This window comes from Ruegeria sp. 6PALISEP08, from assembly GCF_001238295.1.
Classification (GTDB): Bacteria; Pseudomonadota; Alphaproteobacteria; order Rhodobacterales; family Rhodobacteraceae; genus Ruegeria.
Map to the genome: position 1 here is coordinate 35205 of NZ_LGXZ01000014.1, position 17267 is coordinate 52471.

Sequence of the window (17267 nt, forward strand, 5' to 3'; positions counted from 1 at the left end):
TTTCCAAGCGACGGTTTCTGTATCATTTCTTGGTTTTTGTACGGCAGGTTTATCCGCTTTGATCCCGTTGAAGATACATTGAGTGAAGGTCGCCTTTGGGCTGACTACGGTCCTTTGAAGTAACAATGCGGATGTCCGCAAAGTCCGCATAGTGGTCGTTCATGCCGAGTGCGGCGAATGACTGCTCTGAGCCCTGAGCGGTCATAAACAAACAACGTTTACTGAGGCCAAGTCGGAAAAGGCTAAAGGTTCAGTATCGGAAGCGAAGGCCTACACCAAATCCTTCGTCAAAAGATCGGTTGCCACCAATTCCCAGAAGCGCTTCGCCGTAGACTGCGATGCCTTCGTTGATGTTGTATCCGATCTGGACTTCTGCAGAGCCAGACCATGCATCTTCTTCCCAATCATATGGGACTTTCAAATCCAACTTGGCCCAGTAGTCGGTTGCGAAGGGTTGTAGCGCGATTAACCTGAGCGCCGTCTGGCTGATGTCGGTATCGCCATTGTAGTCAAAGAAATGCTGTACCAAGGGGATAAGTGAAAGACCAGTATCTTGGTTTCCAAAGGCGACCCCGACGAACGGTCCGAGCTGATCTGAACCTGTCCCAATGCCTTGGTCATCATTGCTAAACTCAACTATCCAGTCGAGGCCCACCGCCGCGCGGTACCCCCAAGTCTCATTGAGCAAGCCCTCCGTTGGGAAGTATATCAATTTAACGAGCGCCTTTTCCCAGTCGCTGGAAGACATCCCATTTGCTGATACATTGTTGTAGTGAAGCTCGTATTTGATCTTCAAATTGTCTAGCGCCATGAAGGCGCCATCAATGAAATAGTCTGTTTTTTCACCGCTATTTCCGTCAGTATGCTGAATTCTGAGATCTGTGTTCCGACCTTTTGAAAGTGGGTTAGAGGCGTTTTCGGCAGCTGCCCCACTTTGAGAAAGGGAGAAGGCCAGAATGCAGGCGGCACTGGTTTTCCGAAATATTGAACTCTTCATTTTGGTCGCTTTTGAACCTCCTCCAGAAATAGGGTCGGCATAGCCAGAAGGATATGTACGCCGACGTTATGTCGATATCACTAATACGCTACAATGGGCAAAGCCGCTTTGTCCGCAACTCGGCCGTAGGTCCTGTTCAAACCGATGACTGGTTCCAGTCGCACTATGGGCATTCGACAATGGCGCTCAGATTGCCGCGTCGACCCGGCGCGCTTCTGGGTTTGAAATCGGAACTCTGCTAAGTCCCCAAGAGCAGCGCAACAAAGGAGCACATCATGGAGATTCACCGCGCCGGGGACCGGCCCTCTCAATTTCCCGGCAATGAGTATTTCACCGGTACGGTCCGCTTTGATCCCGTTGTGACAGGGAATGATCCCTCGCCGGTCAAGATCTTTACGGTGACTTTTGAGCCCGGCGCACGGACAGCTTGGCACACGCACCCTGCCGGTCAAACGCTGTATGTTTTGTCGGGCTTGGGCCTGGCTGGATCTGAAGGGCAGCCTGTGCAGGTGTTGCGCCCTGGCGATACGGTGTGGTTCGCGCCAGGAGAGCGGCATTGGCACGGCGCGTCGCCAGACTGCGCGATGACCCATCTGGCTGTGCAGATGTCCGTCGAGGGCAAGACTGCAGATTGGATGGAGCATGTCTCAGACGAGGATTACAGCGCAGCGCGCGCAGAGTGAAGCGCTTGCGCCTTACCGAGCAAGTCGCAGCGGAGTGACCCCTCTAGAGCCTTTCCTGACCCATTCTACGCCCATTTAAAGGAGGTAACGGATCTTTCGCCTTCGGAGCGCGGCCTTCGTTTGGCCCCTGAAAGGCCCTTACAGCGTGTTTTCACTTTTCTGGATTTCTGGCCGCCTCAGCCACCCATTTACCCTGCAAAATCCCATCGCTGCAAAACGTCTCTCGCCCGTGCCATTTTCTGCGCGTTGGCCACAACGTCATGCGCTCCGTCGCGCACCTCTTCATCGAGCAGAAAAGGCTCCTCGTACCCACATGCATTACAGGCAGCTTTCTCACCTGTAATCACCGTATCCTGCGATCCGCATTCTGGGCATCGTGCCTGGACGTCATCGTTGAACATATCGCGACCTCTCCTTTGTTTACCGATTGCCAGAACCGGGTCCGCCCGCCAACATCGCTGATTGGCGCATCCGCTTGAACTCGTCTGGGGTGACGGTCCCGCTGCTGACATCGATATCTTTTGGGATGCGCGCTCTCTTGTGTCCGATCGCGCGAACGCTGCCCCTTGTGATCTCCAGACAGGTTGACTCGTAACATGTAAGCCCGCTTGTGTTGATTTGGATGGAAGTCTGACCGTTCGCATCAGTTACCAACGGAGCCTGGGGCGGTGGGCTGCAGGCTGAAACCAGCAATGCGAACCCAAAATAAATCCATTTGTTCATACGAAATTCCCTTTTTCTCTAAAATAGGCTGGCAGCTGTTCAGTCAATTGTGTCGGGTGTCAGCTTCGAGCGCATCGAAGACGCTCTCGAAATATCATCGCATGATCGCATCGTGTCCAAAGCGGACCAGCACCAAAACCAGTAATGTTCTCGCACGGACGAAAATCTCAAACGTCGGTCAATTTTACCATAGTAGCAGGCTTGCTTTTTGCGCCTCGAAACCTTTTGGCGTCGGAAAAAGCGAGCGCATCCTGGCAACAAGTTCGATCTCACCATCCAGCATCTTTCGGACAGTGTTCAACCAGTAATTGAAGGTTTCAGATTCCCAATGATCTTGGACCGCGGCTTCGTTTCTGAACACTTCGTAGAAATAGAAACGATTTGGGTTTGTCTCATCCACCATAATATGAAACTGGAAAACTTCGGGTTCTTCACTGACAACATTTTGCGCTTGGAAGATGCTAGCGTCCAAAAAGGGCTGCCGATACTCAGGTTTTACGTTGATCACGAAGAACCCACCAAACATTGCATCGTCCATATTTGTCTCCCTCATTGACCTAAAAGCGGCGAAGGTCGCAAAACACACCTGTCCTGCTGGATGGCGTTAACCTACAGCAATGCGATACCCATGAACCTAAGCGGGTATCCTTTCTTTATCTGCTTCACCCCATCCTAGCGCGCGTGCAAGTTCGTGTGACATTGTGGTAAGTGTATGACCAATCTTTTCTCGCTTCGAAGGTGTAAACACCCGAAGAGACGCCGTAGCGCCGATTGAAAGCGTCGCACCAACACCTGTCTTAGTCAGCGTTGTTGCGACAGAACTGATCCCGCGCTCGAGCTCTTCAACACATACGGCATACCCTTTGGCTCGAATGACATCGAGTTCCGCGGCCAGATCCTTAGGGTCTGTAATCGTGCGATCTGTGTACCGCTTAAGCTGCCCATCCAATCGGTCTTGAGACAGCAGCTCAGGCGACACGGCGGCGATTGCCTTGGCGCAAGAGCACGCGTGCATTGGTCGTTTTCCCATACCTGGATGAAGAAAAGACACGCCCGTCTGCGGTGTCTCCACATGAATAATCTCAACCCAATGGCCCCGTAGCCGAGACAAGAAAAACGCAGCGCCATAGTCATTCGCAGCGCCAGAGAGGACAGGCGCAATCACCTGCAAAAGAGCGGGATCAGAGTGATCGCTCAACGTGATACGCTTTAGCCTAATCCCAATCGCGAACTCACCGCGGGTTGGTGATTCAAGTAGGCCGGACAAAACAAGGTCTTGAACCAGCCTGTAGGTCGTCGGTTTAGGTATATCGGACTGGGCACAGATATCCGCTACGGACGCACGTCCTTTTTGACCCACGATTTCCAAAATCAGCGCTAATCGTTCGAGATGCATTTTTCTCACTTTATGGTAACTAAGTTTTCGATATACGATACAATTTAGGGAATCAAGGGAGGAGCACACGATGGATGGACAATGCTGTGGACCGGGCTTCAAAAGTCCGCAAGAAGCCATCAAAGCCGCCCGAGAAAAGCTACTCTACACGATCGCCATCTACACCGGGACAGGGATCCAGAAACCTGATTACCTTGCTACAGTGGATGTAGACCCTGACAGCCCGACCTATTCTCAGGTAATCAATAGGCTAGAAATGCCGGGGATTGGGGACGAGCTTCACCACATGGGGTGGAACGCCTGTTCGTCCTGTAACGACGACGGCTCGATGTCCCGCAAATACCTGATCCTGCCAGGCGTACGCTCTAACAACCTTCACATCGTTGATACAGCCACTGACCCGCGTGCGCCGCGGTTGCATAAGGTCATCGACGGGGCCGAGATCAAGGCCAAGGCAGATTTATCGGGCCCGCATACGGTGCATTGTTTGGGCTCGGAAATCATCATTTCCTTCCTTGGAAATGCCAAGGGTGAAGCTCCTGGAGGCTATCTGCATCTCGACAAAGAGTTCAACATCGTCGGTCGCTGGGAAACCTCGATGGGCGATATAAAGTTTGGCTACGATTTCTGGTACCAACCGCGCCACAACGTGATGGTCAGTTCCGAATGGGCTGCGCCCAATACCTTCATGCCGGGCTTCGATCTGGAAGAAGTGGGTCATCTGAAATATGGGCGGGAGCTGCATTTTTGGGATTTCGAAAAGCGCGAACCGGTCGAAAGCTTCTATTTAGGTGAAGACGGGCTGTTGCCGCTGGAAGTCAAGTTCCACCATGACCCCGACAGCACGCATGGGTTCTGTGGCGCAGCTCTTTCGACCAATGTGATCCATTGGTGGCAAGACGATGCTAAAAAGTGGCGGTGGGAAAAGATCATCGACGTGGAAAACGAGATGCACCCCGAATGGCCGATCCCGTTGCCGGGGGTTATGTCGGCGATCCTGATTTCGATGGACGACAAATACTTGTACCTGAACAATTGGCTGCATGGAGATATGCGCCAGTATGACATCACCGACCCGCATAATCCCAAGCTGACCGGCCAAGTGTTTATGGGGGGCCTTTTGGGTAAAGCTCCGATCGTTAACGGGGTCGAGGTCGCGGGTGGTCCGCAAATGTTCCAGCTCTCCCTCGACGGGCGAAGGCTTTATGTCACGACCTCGCTGTTCTCGACTTGGGATAACCAGTTCTATCCCGAGATCCGCGAAAAGGGCGGGGTTATGGTGATGATCGATTGCGACCCTGAAAACGGTGGTATGAAGATCAACGAGGATTTCATTGTGGACTTTGGCAAAGAACCGAATGGTCCATCGCGCTGTCACGAGAGCCGGTATCCGGGCGGTGATTGCACAAGCGACATCTGGCTATGACTATGTATACCGTGACGATCGCGAACAGAGATGGCGCGCAATACTGTGTGGATGCGCGGCGCCCACTTCTGGAAACGCTGAGAGAACAGGGCGTCGACTTGCCTTTTGGGTGCAAGTATGGCGGCTGCATTACCTGCGCGGCAAAACTAAAGACTGGCGCGATCGATCAACGCCGACAGGTTGCGCTGAATAATCGGCAAATCGCGAACGGCTATGTGATCCTTTGCGTGGCACGTCCGACATCCGACATCACGCTTGAGATCGGGGTCGAGAGCCATGGCAAGCTGTACCGCAATCCGTTTCTCGACCCTCTCAAACCCCACGAACTCAAGGCTGACATTGCGACGCCGAAGGAAGGTTAACCGATGCCCGAAGCAGATATCAACCACATCTACGATTACGACCCCAAATACCTCGCCGACATCCTGCAGTCGGTTAAAACCATTGCAATGGTGGGGGCTAGCGCGGACAAAACGAAATTCAGCTATGGCGTTCTGCGACAGCTGAGTGAAATCGGCTATGATATTCTACCGGTGAATCCTAACCCGAATGTTTCGGAAATTAGAGGGCTCAAAGTCTACCACTCACTGGAAGAGATCGACAAACATGTTGATATGGTAGACGTTTTCCGCCCGAAGGAAGAGTTATATGCCTTTGCCGAGAAGGCTATCGCAATCGGGGCAAAAGTTCTTTGGGGTCAAATCGGTGTGTACGACGACAAAGCAGCGCAACTCGCAGAAGCGGCGGGCCTTAAAGTCGTGATGAACCGATGCCCCAAGATTGAACTCTTCCGCCCTTTTTGGAAACCGCGCCTGGACCTAAAGATATGATGGGAATTCGATTGGTAGCGGCCTCCTCAGCATCCAATGAGGGTGCCAATTGAGATATTGAGCTTACGGAAGAGAAGACAAGTAATCCTGTCACTCTACACAACCGCCTAGTCTAAAACCAAAAATGACCGATTTGTTTGGCGAACCAAAGGCCGCTTTGTCCGCGATTCCGACATAGCCTCGTTTTTCGCCACTGTCTGCTCTGGGTCAAAGCTGCCGTAGAAAACGCGCCGTTTTTGCGGCCAGAACCTAGACGGAAGTCTTGGGCGTTTTGATCAGTTCGCCTTGCCGCTCCGTGCTGACAGGGAAGTACGAGCTGACCGTTGTAACGACGCTTTCGTGCCCGATGTTTTGAGAGAAGGCTTTGACGGCTTCGCGTGTCGGGTAATGTTTGTCCGCCCAGACTGTAAGAGTCTTGCGAAATGAATGTGGCGCAAAGGTCGGCAGGCCCGCGTTTTCAAAGGCTTGTTTGACCGCTGCTCGGATTGCATTGGGGTTTTGATAGGTCTGTCGCTTCAAGCCGACGACTGCGAATTGACCGTCAACGATACCCATTTCTGGTGGAGGGAAAAGCGGGTCATCCGGACCGAAGAACAATTCCGTCTTAAGATATTGCACCCAATCACGAAAACAGTCGGTGTACATCTGATCGACGGGCATGAAGTATGTTGTGAAGGTCTTGGAGTTTTTCGTCCTTACCTCCCGCGCGTCCTGAAAGACGTAGCCGTCAACCAGGTTTATGTGCTTGAGCTTGAGAGACGCAACAGCGCCATCCCGCGCACCGGAGATCATCAGAAAAGCGACGATGGCTGCGTCGCGCCGGTTAATGTCTGTTGCCGTTGGCCTCTGCAAGAAGGCGTGCCGGACCATCTCCAGAGAAGGGTAAGGCCGCTCTCTTACGGCGTGCGCCACCCGCTGGCCCTTTGCGTCCATGTTGAAATAGTCGGCATCCGAGTGGCGGATGCGGCTTTTGTAGCCGGGTTGGTCGGCCAGCCAGACAACGAAACCTTTGATGTTCGACAATCGCGATGAGATGGTAGCCTTCGCCAATGGTTTGCCGTTTCTCTTGTTGATTTCGGAGTCAAGTTTGGCGCGGTAGCGGACAGCTTGTTCAATCCTAAACTTCTTAAATGAAGCGAAGTTTGTGCTAGCTTCATAATGCAGGATCGCATCGGCAGCCTTATCAATGGTGGCTTCGTCTTTGCGTCGAGCAGCTTTGAGGTATTGTTGGTATCTCCGTTTTGTGCGCTCGTTTTCTTCGTTCACTTTTCTCATGCCAGTTCATCCCTTTCAGATGTGTGTTTCAAACGGTAGGAGCCGGTATCCATTAGGCGTTGCTGGCGAGGTTTTTCTTGAGCCTGAACACTTCAAAGAAATGCTGTGCCTTGGACAAGGAAATGATCCGCGACATGGGTGCTCCGCAGGCGTTGCAAATACCGTTAATTCTGCATGTTTTACTGGTTTGGAAATGCCGCGTGACCGCCATGTCTAGCGGTCGCCGCCCCGCTCTACATGAAAGACAGTAGATTTCATCCTGCGAGAGAGCCTTTTTTCTAGATGCAGACTTTGCCCGGATATAGTCCCGGATCGCTTGCCCGAGGATCAAGTACGGTTTGCGTGACGCTAGCACCACCAACCCATCTTTGATCCAGTTCCGGATCGTGGCGGGTGTTCGCCCAAGCGCCCGCGTCGCTTCTAGCACGTCATATGTTCGTGAGGCTTTAACGAGCATCGGGTTTGGGTATTTAGCCATCAGCGTCACCTTCAAATAGGGCGCGGATGTCCTCAACTTTCCAAACCTTAGTACGCGGGCCAAGTTTTTGAGGCTGAGGAAAGCGCCCATCTTTTACACCCTGCCACCATGCAGATTTGTAAACCGGGATGGGACCGGCAGGTGCAAGAATTTGCGAAAGCCGTACGAGGCCAGTTCGGGGGAAATCTATATTGTCCATTCTGATCAATCCTTGTGTTAGGTGATGTGATCAGGTTATGGATCAAAGTTTGAAATCTGAGGGGAAAATGGTTTTGCCGCTTGGAATTATCTATAAGTAATTGATATTATTTAAGGCTATTTCCGCTAATTCCTGAGGAAATATCTTTATTCTGGCTTCCAGTCTTCAGGTAACCTCTCTGAGCCTTCGCGAAGATACTTTCGTATTGTTTTGCTGGTCAGGTTTAAGCCCAGACGATCTGCGATTCCTTCTATCTCATTGGGAACCTCGCTGCGTTTTTCCGTAGGGTCGAAGCCGTTGGCATCAATCGCCATCGCTACGATGAGCTTTACCATTGAGGTTCGTTCGCGACCGTCAAACTTGCTGTCGATCTTGTCGGGCACATCAGGAATTGCGGTCTTACTGGGCGCTGCTGCTCTGTGAGAAACAAGCTCATAAAACCCTGAGTGAACGGTCAGGTTAACTTCATTGATCCAGACAAAAAGGTCCGCAAACTTTGGTTTGTGCCTTTGATTGTATGGGTCGAACTTCCGCCTTATCACCTCTCTGTGGCGGCTCATGTAGGTGGTCACCTCATCCAGCTTTTGCTTGTTGCCCCTCTCATCATACTCCTTGATCGATGCTACGAACCTGTCTTCTGGCTCAAGCCCAACGGAAAGCCACACAACCTCATCCAAAGAAAGAAATTCGTGCTTGGCCCAATGTTCAAAATCGGCCAACTGTTTTGTGCAAAAGAGTGGCGCTGAATACCAAGGCTTCAACCTACCAAACGCCGCTTCCATCTCTCTTCGAAATCTTGCAACCAAGTCCCTCCCTTTTTCGGATATTGGTTCTCCGTTTGGACCGAAAGTGTCCACAAGTTCCTCGGGTGGCAACCATGCCAATTCCCTGCGGATCGTATTCGACATTTCGTCACGCTTCGCAAACAAGTCCGACACCGCCTGACGGTAGTTTTCACCCTTGGCGGAATCTCTGGCTTTTCAGTGTTGGCAAACAAACCACCGCCGATCCTCGCAATTATTCTTTGGTGTCTTTCTGATTTTTCCGATTGGTCCATGAATGAAACGCCAGTGCTAACTACGGTATCAACTTGCCTTCAGTTCATCTACATATCCAGCCCACCAGTCCGAAAGTCTAACCCGTTCTTCCCAATGTGCGCCTCGCGCGTAGGCGCGTCTCACCTCGTTACGTTCCTCATGAGCCAAAGCCCTTTCTGTTGCATCGGGATTCCAGAGACCGCTTTCATTGGCCAGAGTAGAAAAGGTGGCCCGGAAACCATGCGCGGTCATTTCATCACCAGAGTAGCCCATCCGCCGAAGCGCAGCATTCATAGTGTTTTCGCTCATTGGCCGGTGCCATGAACGCAAGGAGGGGAATAAGTATTCGCTTTCGCCGGTCAAAGGGCGCAGTTCATCCAGCAACTTGATCGCTTGATCTGCCAGCGGCACAAAGTGATCGCGTCGCATCTTCATCTTTCCAGCCGGAATTGCCCATACTCTTTCTGTTTCGTCAAACTCACCCCACTTGGCGTGTCGCAATTCTCCGGGGCGCTGTGCGAGTAGGGCCAAAAGCTGAAGCGCGATGCGCGTGGTAACTTGGCCTTCGAAGACGTCGATCTCGCGGAGCAGTGCGCCGAATGCAATGGGATCCGTTATTGCAGCTCGATGCTGTCTCGTCGGTCGGATCAAAGCATCGCGCAAAGCATAAGTCGGGTCAGTTTCGGCGAGGCCGCTTGCAACCGCGTAGCGGAACACAGACCCAATTCGTGCGCGCAACCGGTGCGCTGTCTCATAGTTGCCCTTCACTTCGACTTTTCGCAGTGTGCGCAAGATCATCGGTGCGGTTATTGCAGTTATTGCTTTCTTACCAAAATCGCGGTTGGCGAGCTTCAGGTGATATGCGGTTTTGTCGAGCGTCGCCTTAGACTTTCCTTCTTTATGCTGCTTGGCCAAGAAAGCCGCACCTATCTTTTCGAAGGTTTGGCCACTGGCTTCTGCGCGGCGCAGCTTTTCTTCCTGCTTCAGTTCTGATGGATCAAGGCCGTTCGCGAGGTTTGTTCGGGCTGCATCCCGGAGTTCGCGGGCCTTGCTCAGGCTCACCGCAGGGTAGTCGCCAAACACAATCAGCTTTTCTTTTCCGTCGACGCGGTACTTGAACCGCCATGACTTTGAGCCGCTGACTTTGACCAGCACGAAAAGACCGTCGAAGTCACTTACCTTGTATGGCTTTGACTTAGATTTCAGGTTTCGAATCTTCGCATCGCTCAGAGGCATGTGGGGGTACGCTCCAATTCAGCCTTTTCAGCGTACCCCCAAAATGACCCCCAATCTGGGGGTACATCGTCGGACTGCAAAAAACACGGGTGGACAAACATTCTCATACAAACCCTTATATAAAGGGCTTAAATGGATGTCACTGGACATTGGGATATTGGAAGATGGTGCCCCCACACGGAATCTGACGTCAATAAAATCAACAACTTACAGGAAATTTTTATGCTCGTTACGTACATCTTACGTCTTTTTACCTGAAAGGTGATGGTCTCCCTTTTAGTTGACGTAACGCTCTATTTCCCCGAAAAAGCATCAATTAATTTTAGAAATCACTCTCCTTTCAATACATCACATCTAGTCCGGACTTCAGCAGAAACACTGGTCTTTCCGCAAGCCTATATCTGGTGCAGGTCACAATCATTTGGAGAACACTTCAAGACGAAAGACACCCTTCAACACTCGAATACGCTGACCAATCACCCAGCACACAAGTAAAGCAAAAGCGAAGTGTCGAAATGAGCCCCGATGAACGGTCATTACCGCGCCAGAAGAATGCTGCGGATGCATTCGACAGCCACGGATCCCAGAGCTGACCCAACAATATTCTGAAAATATTCCCGCTAAATGATCTGCACCCCAGTTTCAAAGACCGTTGGATTAGCCAAGTTTGCCATGATGCGTTTGAAATAAATTCATAGCCACAAGACAAATTGGTTTTCTTGATTTCAATCGGTTATATTCGAATGTGATCACTTGGATGCGGGGGGGACAGGTGAACAGTTCTATTTCTGATGAGGCGCTAGCAAGACTCCCTTTTTGGGTAACACCCCCGGGGGAGACAGACGGTTTTCTGATCGTTGTTGGGTTGGTTCTAGTCATAGTGCTGCTGGGTTTTGGCGCACTCTACTTCACAGTACAGGCCATTCCAGACCGCATGGCAGCCGGTGCTCATAAGGTCCAAATGCAGTTGGTCGGTGTACTTGGGTTAATCTCTCTATTCACCCTGAATAACGCTTTCTGGATCGCAGCTATTCTGATCGCCGCCGTGCCGTTGCATGAGATCTTTCCACTCAAGACCGAAGTAGACGTCTCGGAGAGCGACGATGCTTGAGCTAGTCTTCTCTGCACTGATCACAATTGTCCCGGACTATCTGTATCGCCGCTACAAGCAAGGCAAGCGGTGGGGTCACGAAATAACCCTGTTCAATGTCTGGTACGAATTGCGGTGGGGTTTGACAGCCTGTGCAATACTGGCTGTGACGCTGATTACGTTGATCTTCTATTTCCACCCCTCAACGCGGAATGTCTCTGCGGCGTTTCGCACAGTTACCATTCTGTCGGATCGCGCGGGGCGGGTCGCGGAAGTCTACGTTGCCAATAATGACGACGTGAATGCTGGTGATTCCATTTTCCGATTGGACACCACAAGGCAGGAGGCAGCAGCGGAAACGGCTCAGCGTCGTATCGAAGAGATTGAGGCGGCTCTGGGCCTGATTGCAACAGAAGTCGCGAGCGCCACCGCAAGGGTTGAGGCGACGGAAGCTGAACTTGCTCAGGCTACGAGCGATTTGGAGCGACGTCTGGAGCTTGCGGAACGAAACAACACCGTTGTTAGTGAGCAGGAACTGGAACGCTTGCAAACAGCAATGTCCGGCGCGGAAAGTCAGCGCGCAGCCGCAATTGCCTCCCTCGATGGTGCCAAATTGCGCCAAACTACTCTTCTCCCTGCACAGCTTGAAACTGCGCGTGCGGTTTTGAGAGAGGCTGAGAACGAGATATCAAAATCCACCGTGTTTGCCGAGGTGGACGGGACGGTAACGCAGTTCCTGCTAAAGCCGGGTGATATCGTTAATCCAATACTACGCCCTGCCGGGATTTTGGTGCCTGAGGTCACGGGACAAGGGCGTTTTATCGCGGCTTTTGGTCAGATTTCTGCCAGTGTGCTAAAGCCGGGTATGCTGGTGGAAATCACCTGTGCGTCTAAACCGTTGACCATAATCCCAATGGTTGTGGACGACGTGCAGGAGGCGATTGCTGCGGGGCAGTTCCGACCGGGGGATGCGCTGCTGGATCAGCAGGATCGAGCGCGACCCGGTACAATTACAGCGTTCCTAGCACCTATTTTCCCACGGCACCTTGATAGCATCCCGCCCGGTAGTGCGTGCGTTGGAGTTGCTTATACGAGCCGAGCACAGGAAATCGACGCTGGTGAAATCACGGGCCTGTCTGCTTTCATCGCAAGGATTGTGGATGGCATGGGTATAGCAAATGCAATTGTCTTGCGTGCACAGGCCATTCTGCTCCCTGTTAAGACATTGGTATTCAACTAAGCTCCCAACTAGCAGAAAGGTAGAGTATCGCCATGGGTTGCGACGCAAGCTATATTTGCACGTTTTTGTCGGTTTTCCTTTGGGACCTTATCTACCTGTCACCGATACTTATATTCCTGTCGGTTTTTGTGTGCATTCTGGGGATATCAATTGGTCGGATCGAAGGCTGGTCGACCGGACCGAGCCTTTACCATGCTTTCATAAACGCAACTACGGTTGGCTACGGAGACATAATGCCGGAGAAACCCGCGAGCCGGGCCTTGGCGGTTATCAACGCATTTGTTGGGCTTATCTTTGCAGGCATTGTCGTAGGTATTGGTGTACATGCAGTCGAGACCTCAATGAACGTCGAATTTTGATTTGTGTCGGTTTCAAGAAACGAGAATGACCGATTTGTCCGCGTAGCGGCCGTCAAAGACGACTAGTGCTGCACCTGCAACGAATGGCGGTTGTGTGGCCGTTGCTACTGGCGATAGCGCAACACCGTTGAATCGACTCTGCCTTTCGTCGAGAAAAACTGACCGCAAATCTCTTGCCGGGCTTGATCACTAGTTTTGGCCGGTAGTCAATGTCGGTGGAGCACCGGTTCGAATCCGAGATACGGCTTCGAGCCGTACGTCATCTTACGTACATCTTACGTACATCCAGATCTCATAAGTCGTTGTTTTTAAATGATTTGTGGTGCCCCCACACGGACTCGAACCGCGGACCTACTGATTACAAATCAGTTGCTCTACCAGCTGAGCTATAGGGGCACAGGCAGTCGATTACTTCCTCTGGCGCGGGACTGCAAGCATCATTTTTGGCTCGAACTAGGGTATTGTCCGTTTTCCCGAGAACGTGCAAAAACCACACAGGAAAAAACACCGCATACGTCTGGCAAACCGAATGGTACATGCGAAACTGGACACAACAGCGGGGGTAAGGGAGACGACATGCAGGTGATCATTCATGCTGGCGCTGCCTTTACTGATGAAGGGCGCATATTGTCCTCACTTGCGGCAAACAGACGGCTGCTGGACGGGATGAACACTGCATCCATGGGACCGCGGCTATCCCGGCAATTCGTCAATATCATGTCGGATGCGCTGAGCCAGGGCACCACTGTTGATGAAACCCGAAACAGTTTGGCCCCCCTTTTTCCCGATGACACAAACCTAGAGCGTGTGATTCTGTCGAGCGACAAGTTCTTTGCCCCCCGACGGACCACGCTGCAACATGGTCAGATCTATCCCTTTGCCGGAAAACGGGCAGCTTTTACCGGGACTCTTCTGGAAGGGGCACAACTTGAGTTGTTTGTTGGGTTGGTGAATCCGGGCATTTTTATTCCCAATGTTCTGATGTCCATTCATGAAGACCATCGCAGGGATATTCTGGCCAGCACCGATCTCAGTTGTCTAAGTTGGCTCAGCATGATCGAAGACCTGCGTGAGCTTGCACCCCAGATCCAGTTGACCGTGTGGGAAAACGAAAACTTGCCGCTGATCTGGGGTGACATCATTCGAGCCATGACCGGGCTACCCGAGGAGACCCATCTGCCCGATGAGTTTTCCTTCTTGTCTTCACTTTTGACCGATGCCGGACAAAGGCACGTGCTGGAGATCGTGCAGCACGACAGACCTGCGGATATCCAAAGCCAACGCGAAGAACTGGCACAGGTCCTGGATCAGCACGCGCAGCCGGATCAGGTTGAAGAAGAGTTGGGTTTGCCAGGTTGGAGCGTTGAAATATTCGAAGCGTTTTCAGAGCTTTACGCGCAGGACATGACCGCAATTCGGGCAATGTCGGACGTTCGCGTACTTTAAGCTTCGGTTGTGTCTTTGCGCCTCAAAATGAGAGCTCCGCCACAAATCCGTCAAATCGCCACCTCTCTCGTCATAACGTCAGACTTTTCGTTCATTTCGTCAAATTTCACCCTGCCACTCGAACACCTCTCGGACCATCGTTGGGCGAGGCATAAATTGGGAGGCAAATACAGGTATGTCCTGGAATGTGTGTATCGTAGGCGCAGGCAAGATCGGTCAGATGATCGCGACCTTGCTGAAAGCATCGCCAAATTACACCGTGTCGGTTGCGGATCACGATCTGAAATCACTGTCAGAAATTGCAAAAATGGGCATTTCTACAAAACAGATCGATGCCAGTGACGCGCGAAAACTGGCAGAAAACCTGAAGGGGTTCAACGCGGTCATTTCGGCGGCACCGTTCTTTCTCACACCAAAAATTGCCGAAGCTGCCAAGACAGCAGGCGCACACTACTTTGACCTGACCGAAGACGTAGCTGCCACCAACGCCGTGCGTGCCTTGGCTGAAGACAGTCAGACAGCCTTTATGCCGCAATGCGGGCTGGCGCCGGGCTTTGTAGGTATCGCGGGCGCATCACTGGCCACCGAGTTTGATGAGATCGACAGCCTCCATATGCGGGTGGGCGCGCTGCCGCTCTATCCGACCAACGCGTTGAAATACAACCTGACCTGGTCAACCGACGGGCTGATCAACGAGTATTGCAACCCCTGTGATGCCATCGTGAACGGCCAATTGGTCAAGACCGTGCCGCTAGAGGATTACGAGGTCCTGGGACATGACGGCGTGGAATACGAATGCTTCAACACCTCGGGCGGGCTGGGCACATTGCCCGAAACGCTGGAAGGTAGGGCGCGGTCGGTCTCTTATCGCTCGATCCGTTATCCGGGTCATTGTGAAATTCTGAAACTGCTGCTGCACGATCTGGGCCTGGAACGTCGCCGTGATCTGCTGAAAGAGATTTTCGAATCCGCCCTGCCCCGCACCGATCAGGATGTGGTTCTGGTCTACTGCACCGCCAAGGGCATGATCGACGGCGCGCTGCGTGAAAAATCGCTGATCAACAAGAGCTTTGCCCGTGACATCAACGGCCAGACCTGGAGTGCGATTCAGGTCACAACAGCGGCGGGGGTTCTGGGTGTCGTTGACCTGATGCGCACTGGCACACTGCCCTCGAAAGGCTTTGTCCGGCAGGAGCAGGTGAAGCTTGTTGATTTCCTGAACACCGAATTTGGCGCGCTCTATCGCGCCGGTGACGTTACACTTCAAAACAAGGCAGCCTGAGACATGAAAGATGTTGCAATGAATGCAGAAACCACACTTTCGAAACTGGACCTGACTGCGGCTGAATTGACCGGCGGCACCTTGCAGGTGATGTCTCCGATCGATGGCCGCGTTTTGGCCAATGTGCACGAGACACCTGCCTCTGAGATGGACGCCATCATCGCCCGGTCGCAAGCGGCGTTTAAAGCCTGGCGCGTGGTGCCTGCACCACAGCGGGGTGAGTTGATCCGTCTGTTGGGAGAGGAACTGCGCGCAGCCAAAGACGATCTAGGCGCGCTTGTCAGCTGGGAGGCTGGCAAGATCACGTCCGAGGGTTTGGGTGAAGTACAGGAGATGATCGATATCTGCGACTTTGCCGTTGGCCTGTCACGGCAACTTTACGGCCTGACCATCGCGTCTGAGCGTCCGGGCCACCGGATGATGGAAACCTGGCACCCGGCCGGGCCGGTCGGTGTAATCTCGGCCTTCAACTTCCCGGTCGCAGTCTGGTCATGGAACGCGGCGCTGGCGATTGTCTGCGGCGATCCGGTGATCTGGAAACCATCCGAAAAGACACCGCTGACCGCGATGGCATGTCAGAAGATCTTTGAACGCGCTCTGGCCCGCTTTGGCGACGCACCTGACGGTCTGTTGCAGACCGTGATCGGTGATGCTGCTTTGGGCGAGGCTCTGGTCTCAAGCGAAGATGTACCCGTGATCTCGGCTACCGGTTCGACGCGCATGGGGCGAGCGGTGGCGCCCATCGTGGCGGCCCGCTTTGGCAAGTGCATTCTGGAACTGGGCGGCAATAACGCAATGATCGTTGGCCCCTCGGCCGATCTGGAAATGGCTGTGCGCGCCATTGTGTTCTCGGCCGTTGGCACCGCAGGCCAGCGTTGTACATCCTTGCGTCGCCTGATCGTTCACAACTCCATCAAGGACGAACTGGTGGCCCGCCTCAAGAAAGCCTATTCCGGTTTGCCCATCGGTGATCCGATGGCCGAAGGCACGCTGGTCGGACCTTTGGTGGATGAAGCCTCGGGCGCAGCCATGACAGCGGCGCTGAAGGCGGCAGAGGCCGAAGGAGGCAAGGTGTTCGGTGGCAACCGTGTGACCGAAGGTGTCCCCGGCGGCGTTTATATGGCACCTGCCATTGTCGAGATGCCAGGGCAATCCGATACGGTCAAGACCGAGACATTTGCGCCAATCCTCTATGTCATGGGCTATGAGGACTTCAACGAAGCCATCGCGCTGCAAAACGACGTGCCGCAAGGGCTGTCTTCTTGCGTGTTCACCCTGAACATGCGCGAGGCCGAGCAGTTCCTGACTGCGGCCGGGTCCGATTGCGGCATCGCCAACGTCAATATAGGGCCTTCGGGAGCCGAAATTGGCGGGGCATTCGGCGGTGAAAAGGAAACCGGCGGCGGGCGTGAAAGCGGCTCAGACGCTTGGAAAGCCTATATGCGCCGGCAGACAAACACCGTGAACTACTCAGCGGAATTGCCGCTGGCGCAGGGTGTGAAGTTCGACATCTGAGGCTCGCGCTGTTCGTGAACGAACGGCTTTTGAAATCAACACAACGTGGCCGCAT

The 17267-nt window shown here is 53.0% G+C and carries 19 protein-coding genes and 1 tRNA gene; 11 read left to right on the forward strand and 9 right to left on the reverse strand.

Annotation, left to right across the window (positions count from 1 at the left end; all coding sequences use genetic code 11):
* Positions 1–250 precede the first annotated feature (250 nt).
* Positions 251–997: a hypothetical protein gene (locus ALB80_RS17890; protein ID WP_050605467.1), complete on the reverse strand. Its 747-nt coding sequence runs from the start codon at positions 995–997 to the stop codon at positions 251–253.
* Positions 998–1065: 68 nt separating this feature from the next.
* Here ALB80_RS17890 and ALB80_RS22255 point away from each other — a divergent pair, with 68 nt between their 5' ends.
* Together ALB80_RS22255 and ALB80_RS17895 are read left to right on the forward strand one after the other, a co-directional pair.
* Positions 1066–1239 (forward strand): hypothetical protein, encoded by a 174-nt coding sequence (locus ALB80_RS22255; protein ID WP_157054244.1) that lies wholly within the window; start codon positions 1066–1068, stop codon positions 1237–1239.
* A gap of 33 nt (positions 1240–1272) precedes the next feature.
* Positions 1273–1680, forward strand: a complete 408-nt coding sequence (locus ALB80_RS17895) for a cupin domain-containing protein (protein ID WP_050605468.1) — start codon at positions 1273–1275, stop codon at positions 1678–1680.
* 188 nt (positions 1681–1868) lie between these two features.
* Here ALB80_RS17895 and ALB80_RS17900 read toward each other — a convergent pair whose 3' ends face one another.
* From ALB80_RS17900 to ALB80_RS17915, 3 genes are all read right to left on the reverse strand, one after another.
* Positions 1869–2081, reverse strand: coding sequence for a hypothetical protein (locus ALB80_RS17900; RefSeq protein WP_050605469.1), 213 nt, complete (start codon positions 2079–2081; stop codon positions 1869–1871).
* A 506-nt stretch (positions 2082–2587) separates the two neighbouring features.
* Positions 2588–2941, reverse strand: a complete 354-nt coding sequence (locus ALB80_RS17910; RefSeq protein WP_050605471.1) for a putative quinol monooxygenase — start codon at positions 2939–2941, stop codon at positions 2588–2590.
* A gap of 96 nt (positions 2942–3037) precedes the next feature.
* The gene (locus tag ALB80_RS17915) at positions 3038–3799 is read right to left on the reverse strand and encodes an IclR family transcriptional regulator (RefSeq protein ID WP_050605472.1); all 762 of its coding nucleotides are present in this window, start codon (positions 3797–3799) and stop codon (positions 3038–3040) included.
* A 70-nt stretch (positions 3800–3869) separates the two neighbouring features.
* Here ALB80_RS17915 and ALB80_RS17920 point away from each other — a divergent pair, with 70 nt between their 5' ends.
* Genes ALB80_RS17920 through ALB80_RS17930 form a run of 3 tightly spaced genes read left to right on the forward strand, consistent with a single transcriptional unit; the run spans position 3870 to position 6055 of the window.
* Entirely contained in the window at positions 3870–5225 is a 1356-nt protein-coding gene (locus tag ALB80_RS17920) for a selenium-binding family protein (protein WP_050605473.1), read from the forward strand.
* Positions 5222–5587, forward strand: a complete 366-nt coding sequence (locus tag ALB80_RS17925) for a 2Fe-2S iron-sulfur cluster-binding protein (protein WP_172677913.1) — start codon at positions 5222–5224, stop codon at positions 5585–5587. The genes ALB80_RS17920 and ALB80_RS17925 overlap by 4 nt, the downstream gene beginning before the upstream one ends.
* Positions 5588–5590: 3 nt before the next feature.
* Entirely contained in the window at positions 5591–6055 is a 465-nt protein-coding gene (locus ALB80_RS17930; RefSeq protein WP_050605475.1) for a CoA-binding protein, read from the forward strand.
* Positions 6056–6304: 249 nt separating this feature from the next.
* Here the strand turns inward: ALB80_RS17930 and xerC are convergent, their stop codons facing one another.
* From xerC to ALB80_RS17950, 4 genes are all read right to left on the reverse strand, one after another.
* Positions 6305–7330 (reverse strand): tyrosine recombinase XerC, encoded by a 1026-nt coding sequence (gene xerC, locus ALB80_RS17935; RefSeq protein WP_050605476.1) that lies wholly within the window; start codon positions 7328–7330, stop codon positions 6305–6307.
* A gap of 52 nt (positions 7331–7382) precedes the next feature.
* Positions 7383–7898, reverse strand: coding sequence for a hypothetical protein (locus ALB80_RS22435; RefSeq protein WP_050605477.1), 516 nt, complete (start codon positions 7896–7898; stop codon positions 7383–7385).
* Positions 7899–8153: 255 nt separating this feature from the next.
* Complete coding sequence (locus tag ALB80_RS17945; RefSeq protein WP_157054246.1) at positions 8154–8915, reverse strand: hypothetical protein; 762 nt, start codon at positions 8913–8915, stop codon at positions 8154–8156.
* 177 nt (positions 8916–9092) lie between these two features.
* Positions 9093–10280, reverse strand: coding sequence for an integrase arm-type DNA-binding domain-containing protein (locus ALB80_RS17950; RefSeq protein ID WP_050605479.1), 1188 nt, complete (start codon positions 10278–10280; stop codon positions 9093–9095).
* A 772-nt stretch (positions 10281–11052) separates the two neighbouring features.
* Between ALB80_RS17950 and ALB80_RS17955 the strand changes: the two genes are divergently transcribed.
* The 3 genes from ALB80_RS17955 to ALB80_RS17965 are packed head-to-tail and all read left to right on the forward strand — an operon-like array spanning position 11053 to position 12969.
* Complete coding sequence (locus ALB80_RS17955) at positions 11053–11391, forward strand: hypothetical protein (RefSeq protein WP_157054247.1); 339 nt, start codon at positions 11053–11055, stop codon at positions 11389–11391.
* Entirely contained in the window at positions 11384–12610 is a 1227-nt protein-coding gene (locus ALB80_RS17960) for an HlyD family secretion protein (protein WP_050605481.1), read from the forward strand. The genes ALB80_RS17955 and ALB80_RS17960 overlap by 8 nt, the downstream gene beginning before the upstream one ends.
* Positions 12611–12642: 32 nt before the next feature.
* Positions 12643–12969, forward strand: a complete 327-nt coding sequence (locus ALB80_RS17965) for a potassium channel family protein (RefSeq protein WP_050605482.1) — start codon at positions 12643–12645, stop codon at positions 12967–12969.
* Positions 12970–13289: 320 nt separating this feature from the next.
* On the opposite strand, the gene ALB80_RS17970 is transcribed toward ALB80_RS17965, so the two are convergent.
* A tRNA-Thr gene (locus tag ALB80_RS17970) sits at positions 13290–13365 on the reverse strand.
* Between the two features lie 180 nt (positions 13366–13545).
* Between ALB80_RS17970 and ALB80_RS17975 the strand changes: the two genes are divergently transcribed.
* The 3 genes from ALB80_RS17975 to ALB80_RS17985 all read left to right on the forward strand — a co-directional run bounded on the left by ALB80_RS17975 (position 13546) and on the right by ALB80_RS17985 (position 17212).
* On the forward strand, positions 13546–14415 hold the full coding sequence (locus ALB80_RS17975) for a hypothetical protein (RefSeq protein WP_050605483.1): 870 nt from the start codon (positions 13546–13548) through the stop codon (positions 14413–14415).
* 175 nt (positions 14416–14590) lie between these two features.
* On the forward strand, positions 14591–15697 hold the full coding sequence (locus ALB80_RS17980) for a saccharopine dehydrogenase family protein (protein ID WP_050605484.1): 1107 nt from the start codon (positions 14591–14593) through the stop codon (positions 15695–15697).
* A gap of 18 nt (positions 15698–15715) precedes the next feature.
* Positions 15716–17212 (forward strand): aldehyde dehydrogenase family protein, encoded by a 1497-nt coding sequence (locus ALB80_RS17985; protein WP_050605538.1) that lies wholly within the window; start codon positions 15716–15718, stop codon positions 17210–17212.
* Positions 17213–17267: the final 55 nt, after the last annotated feature.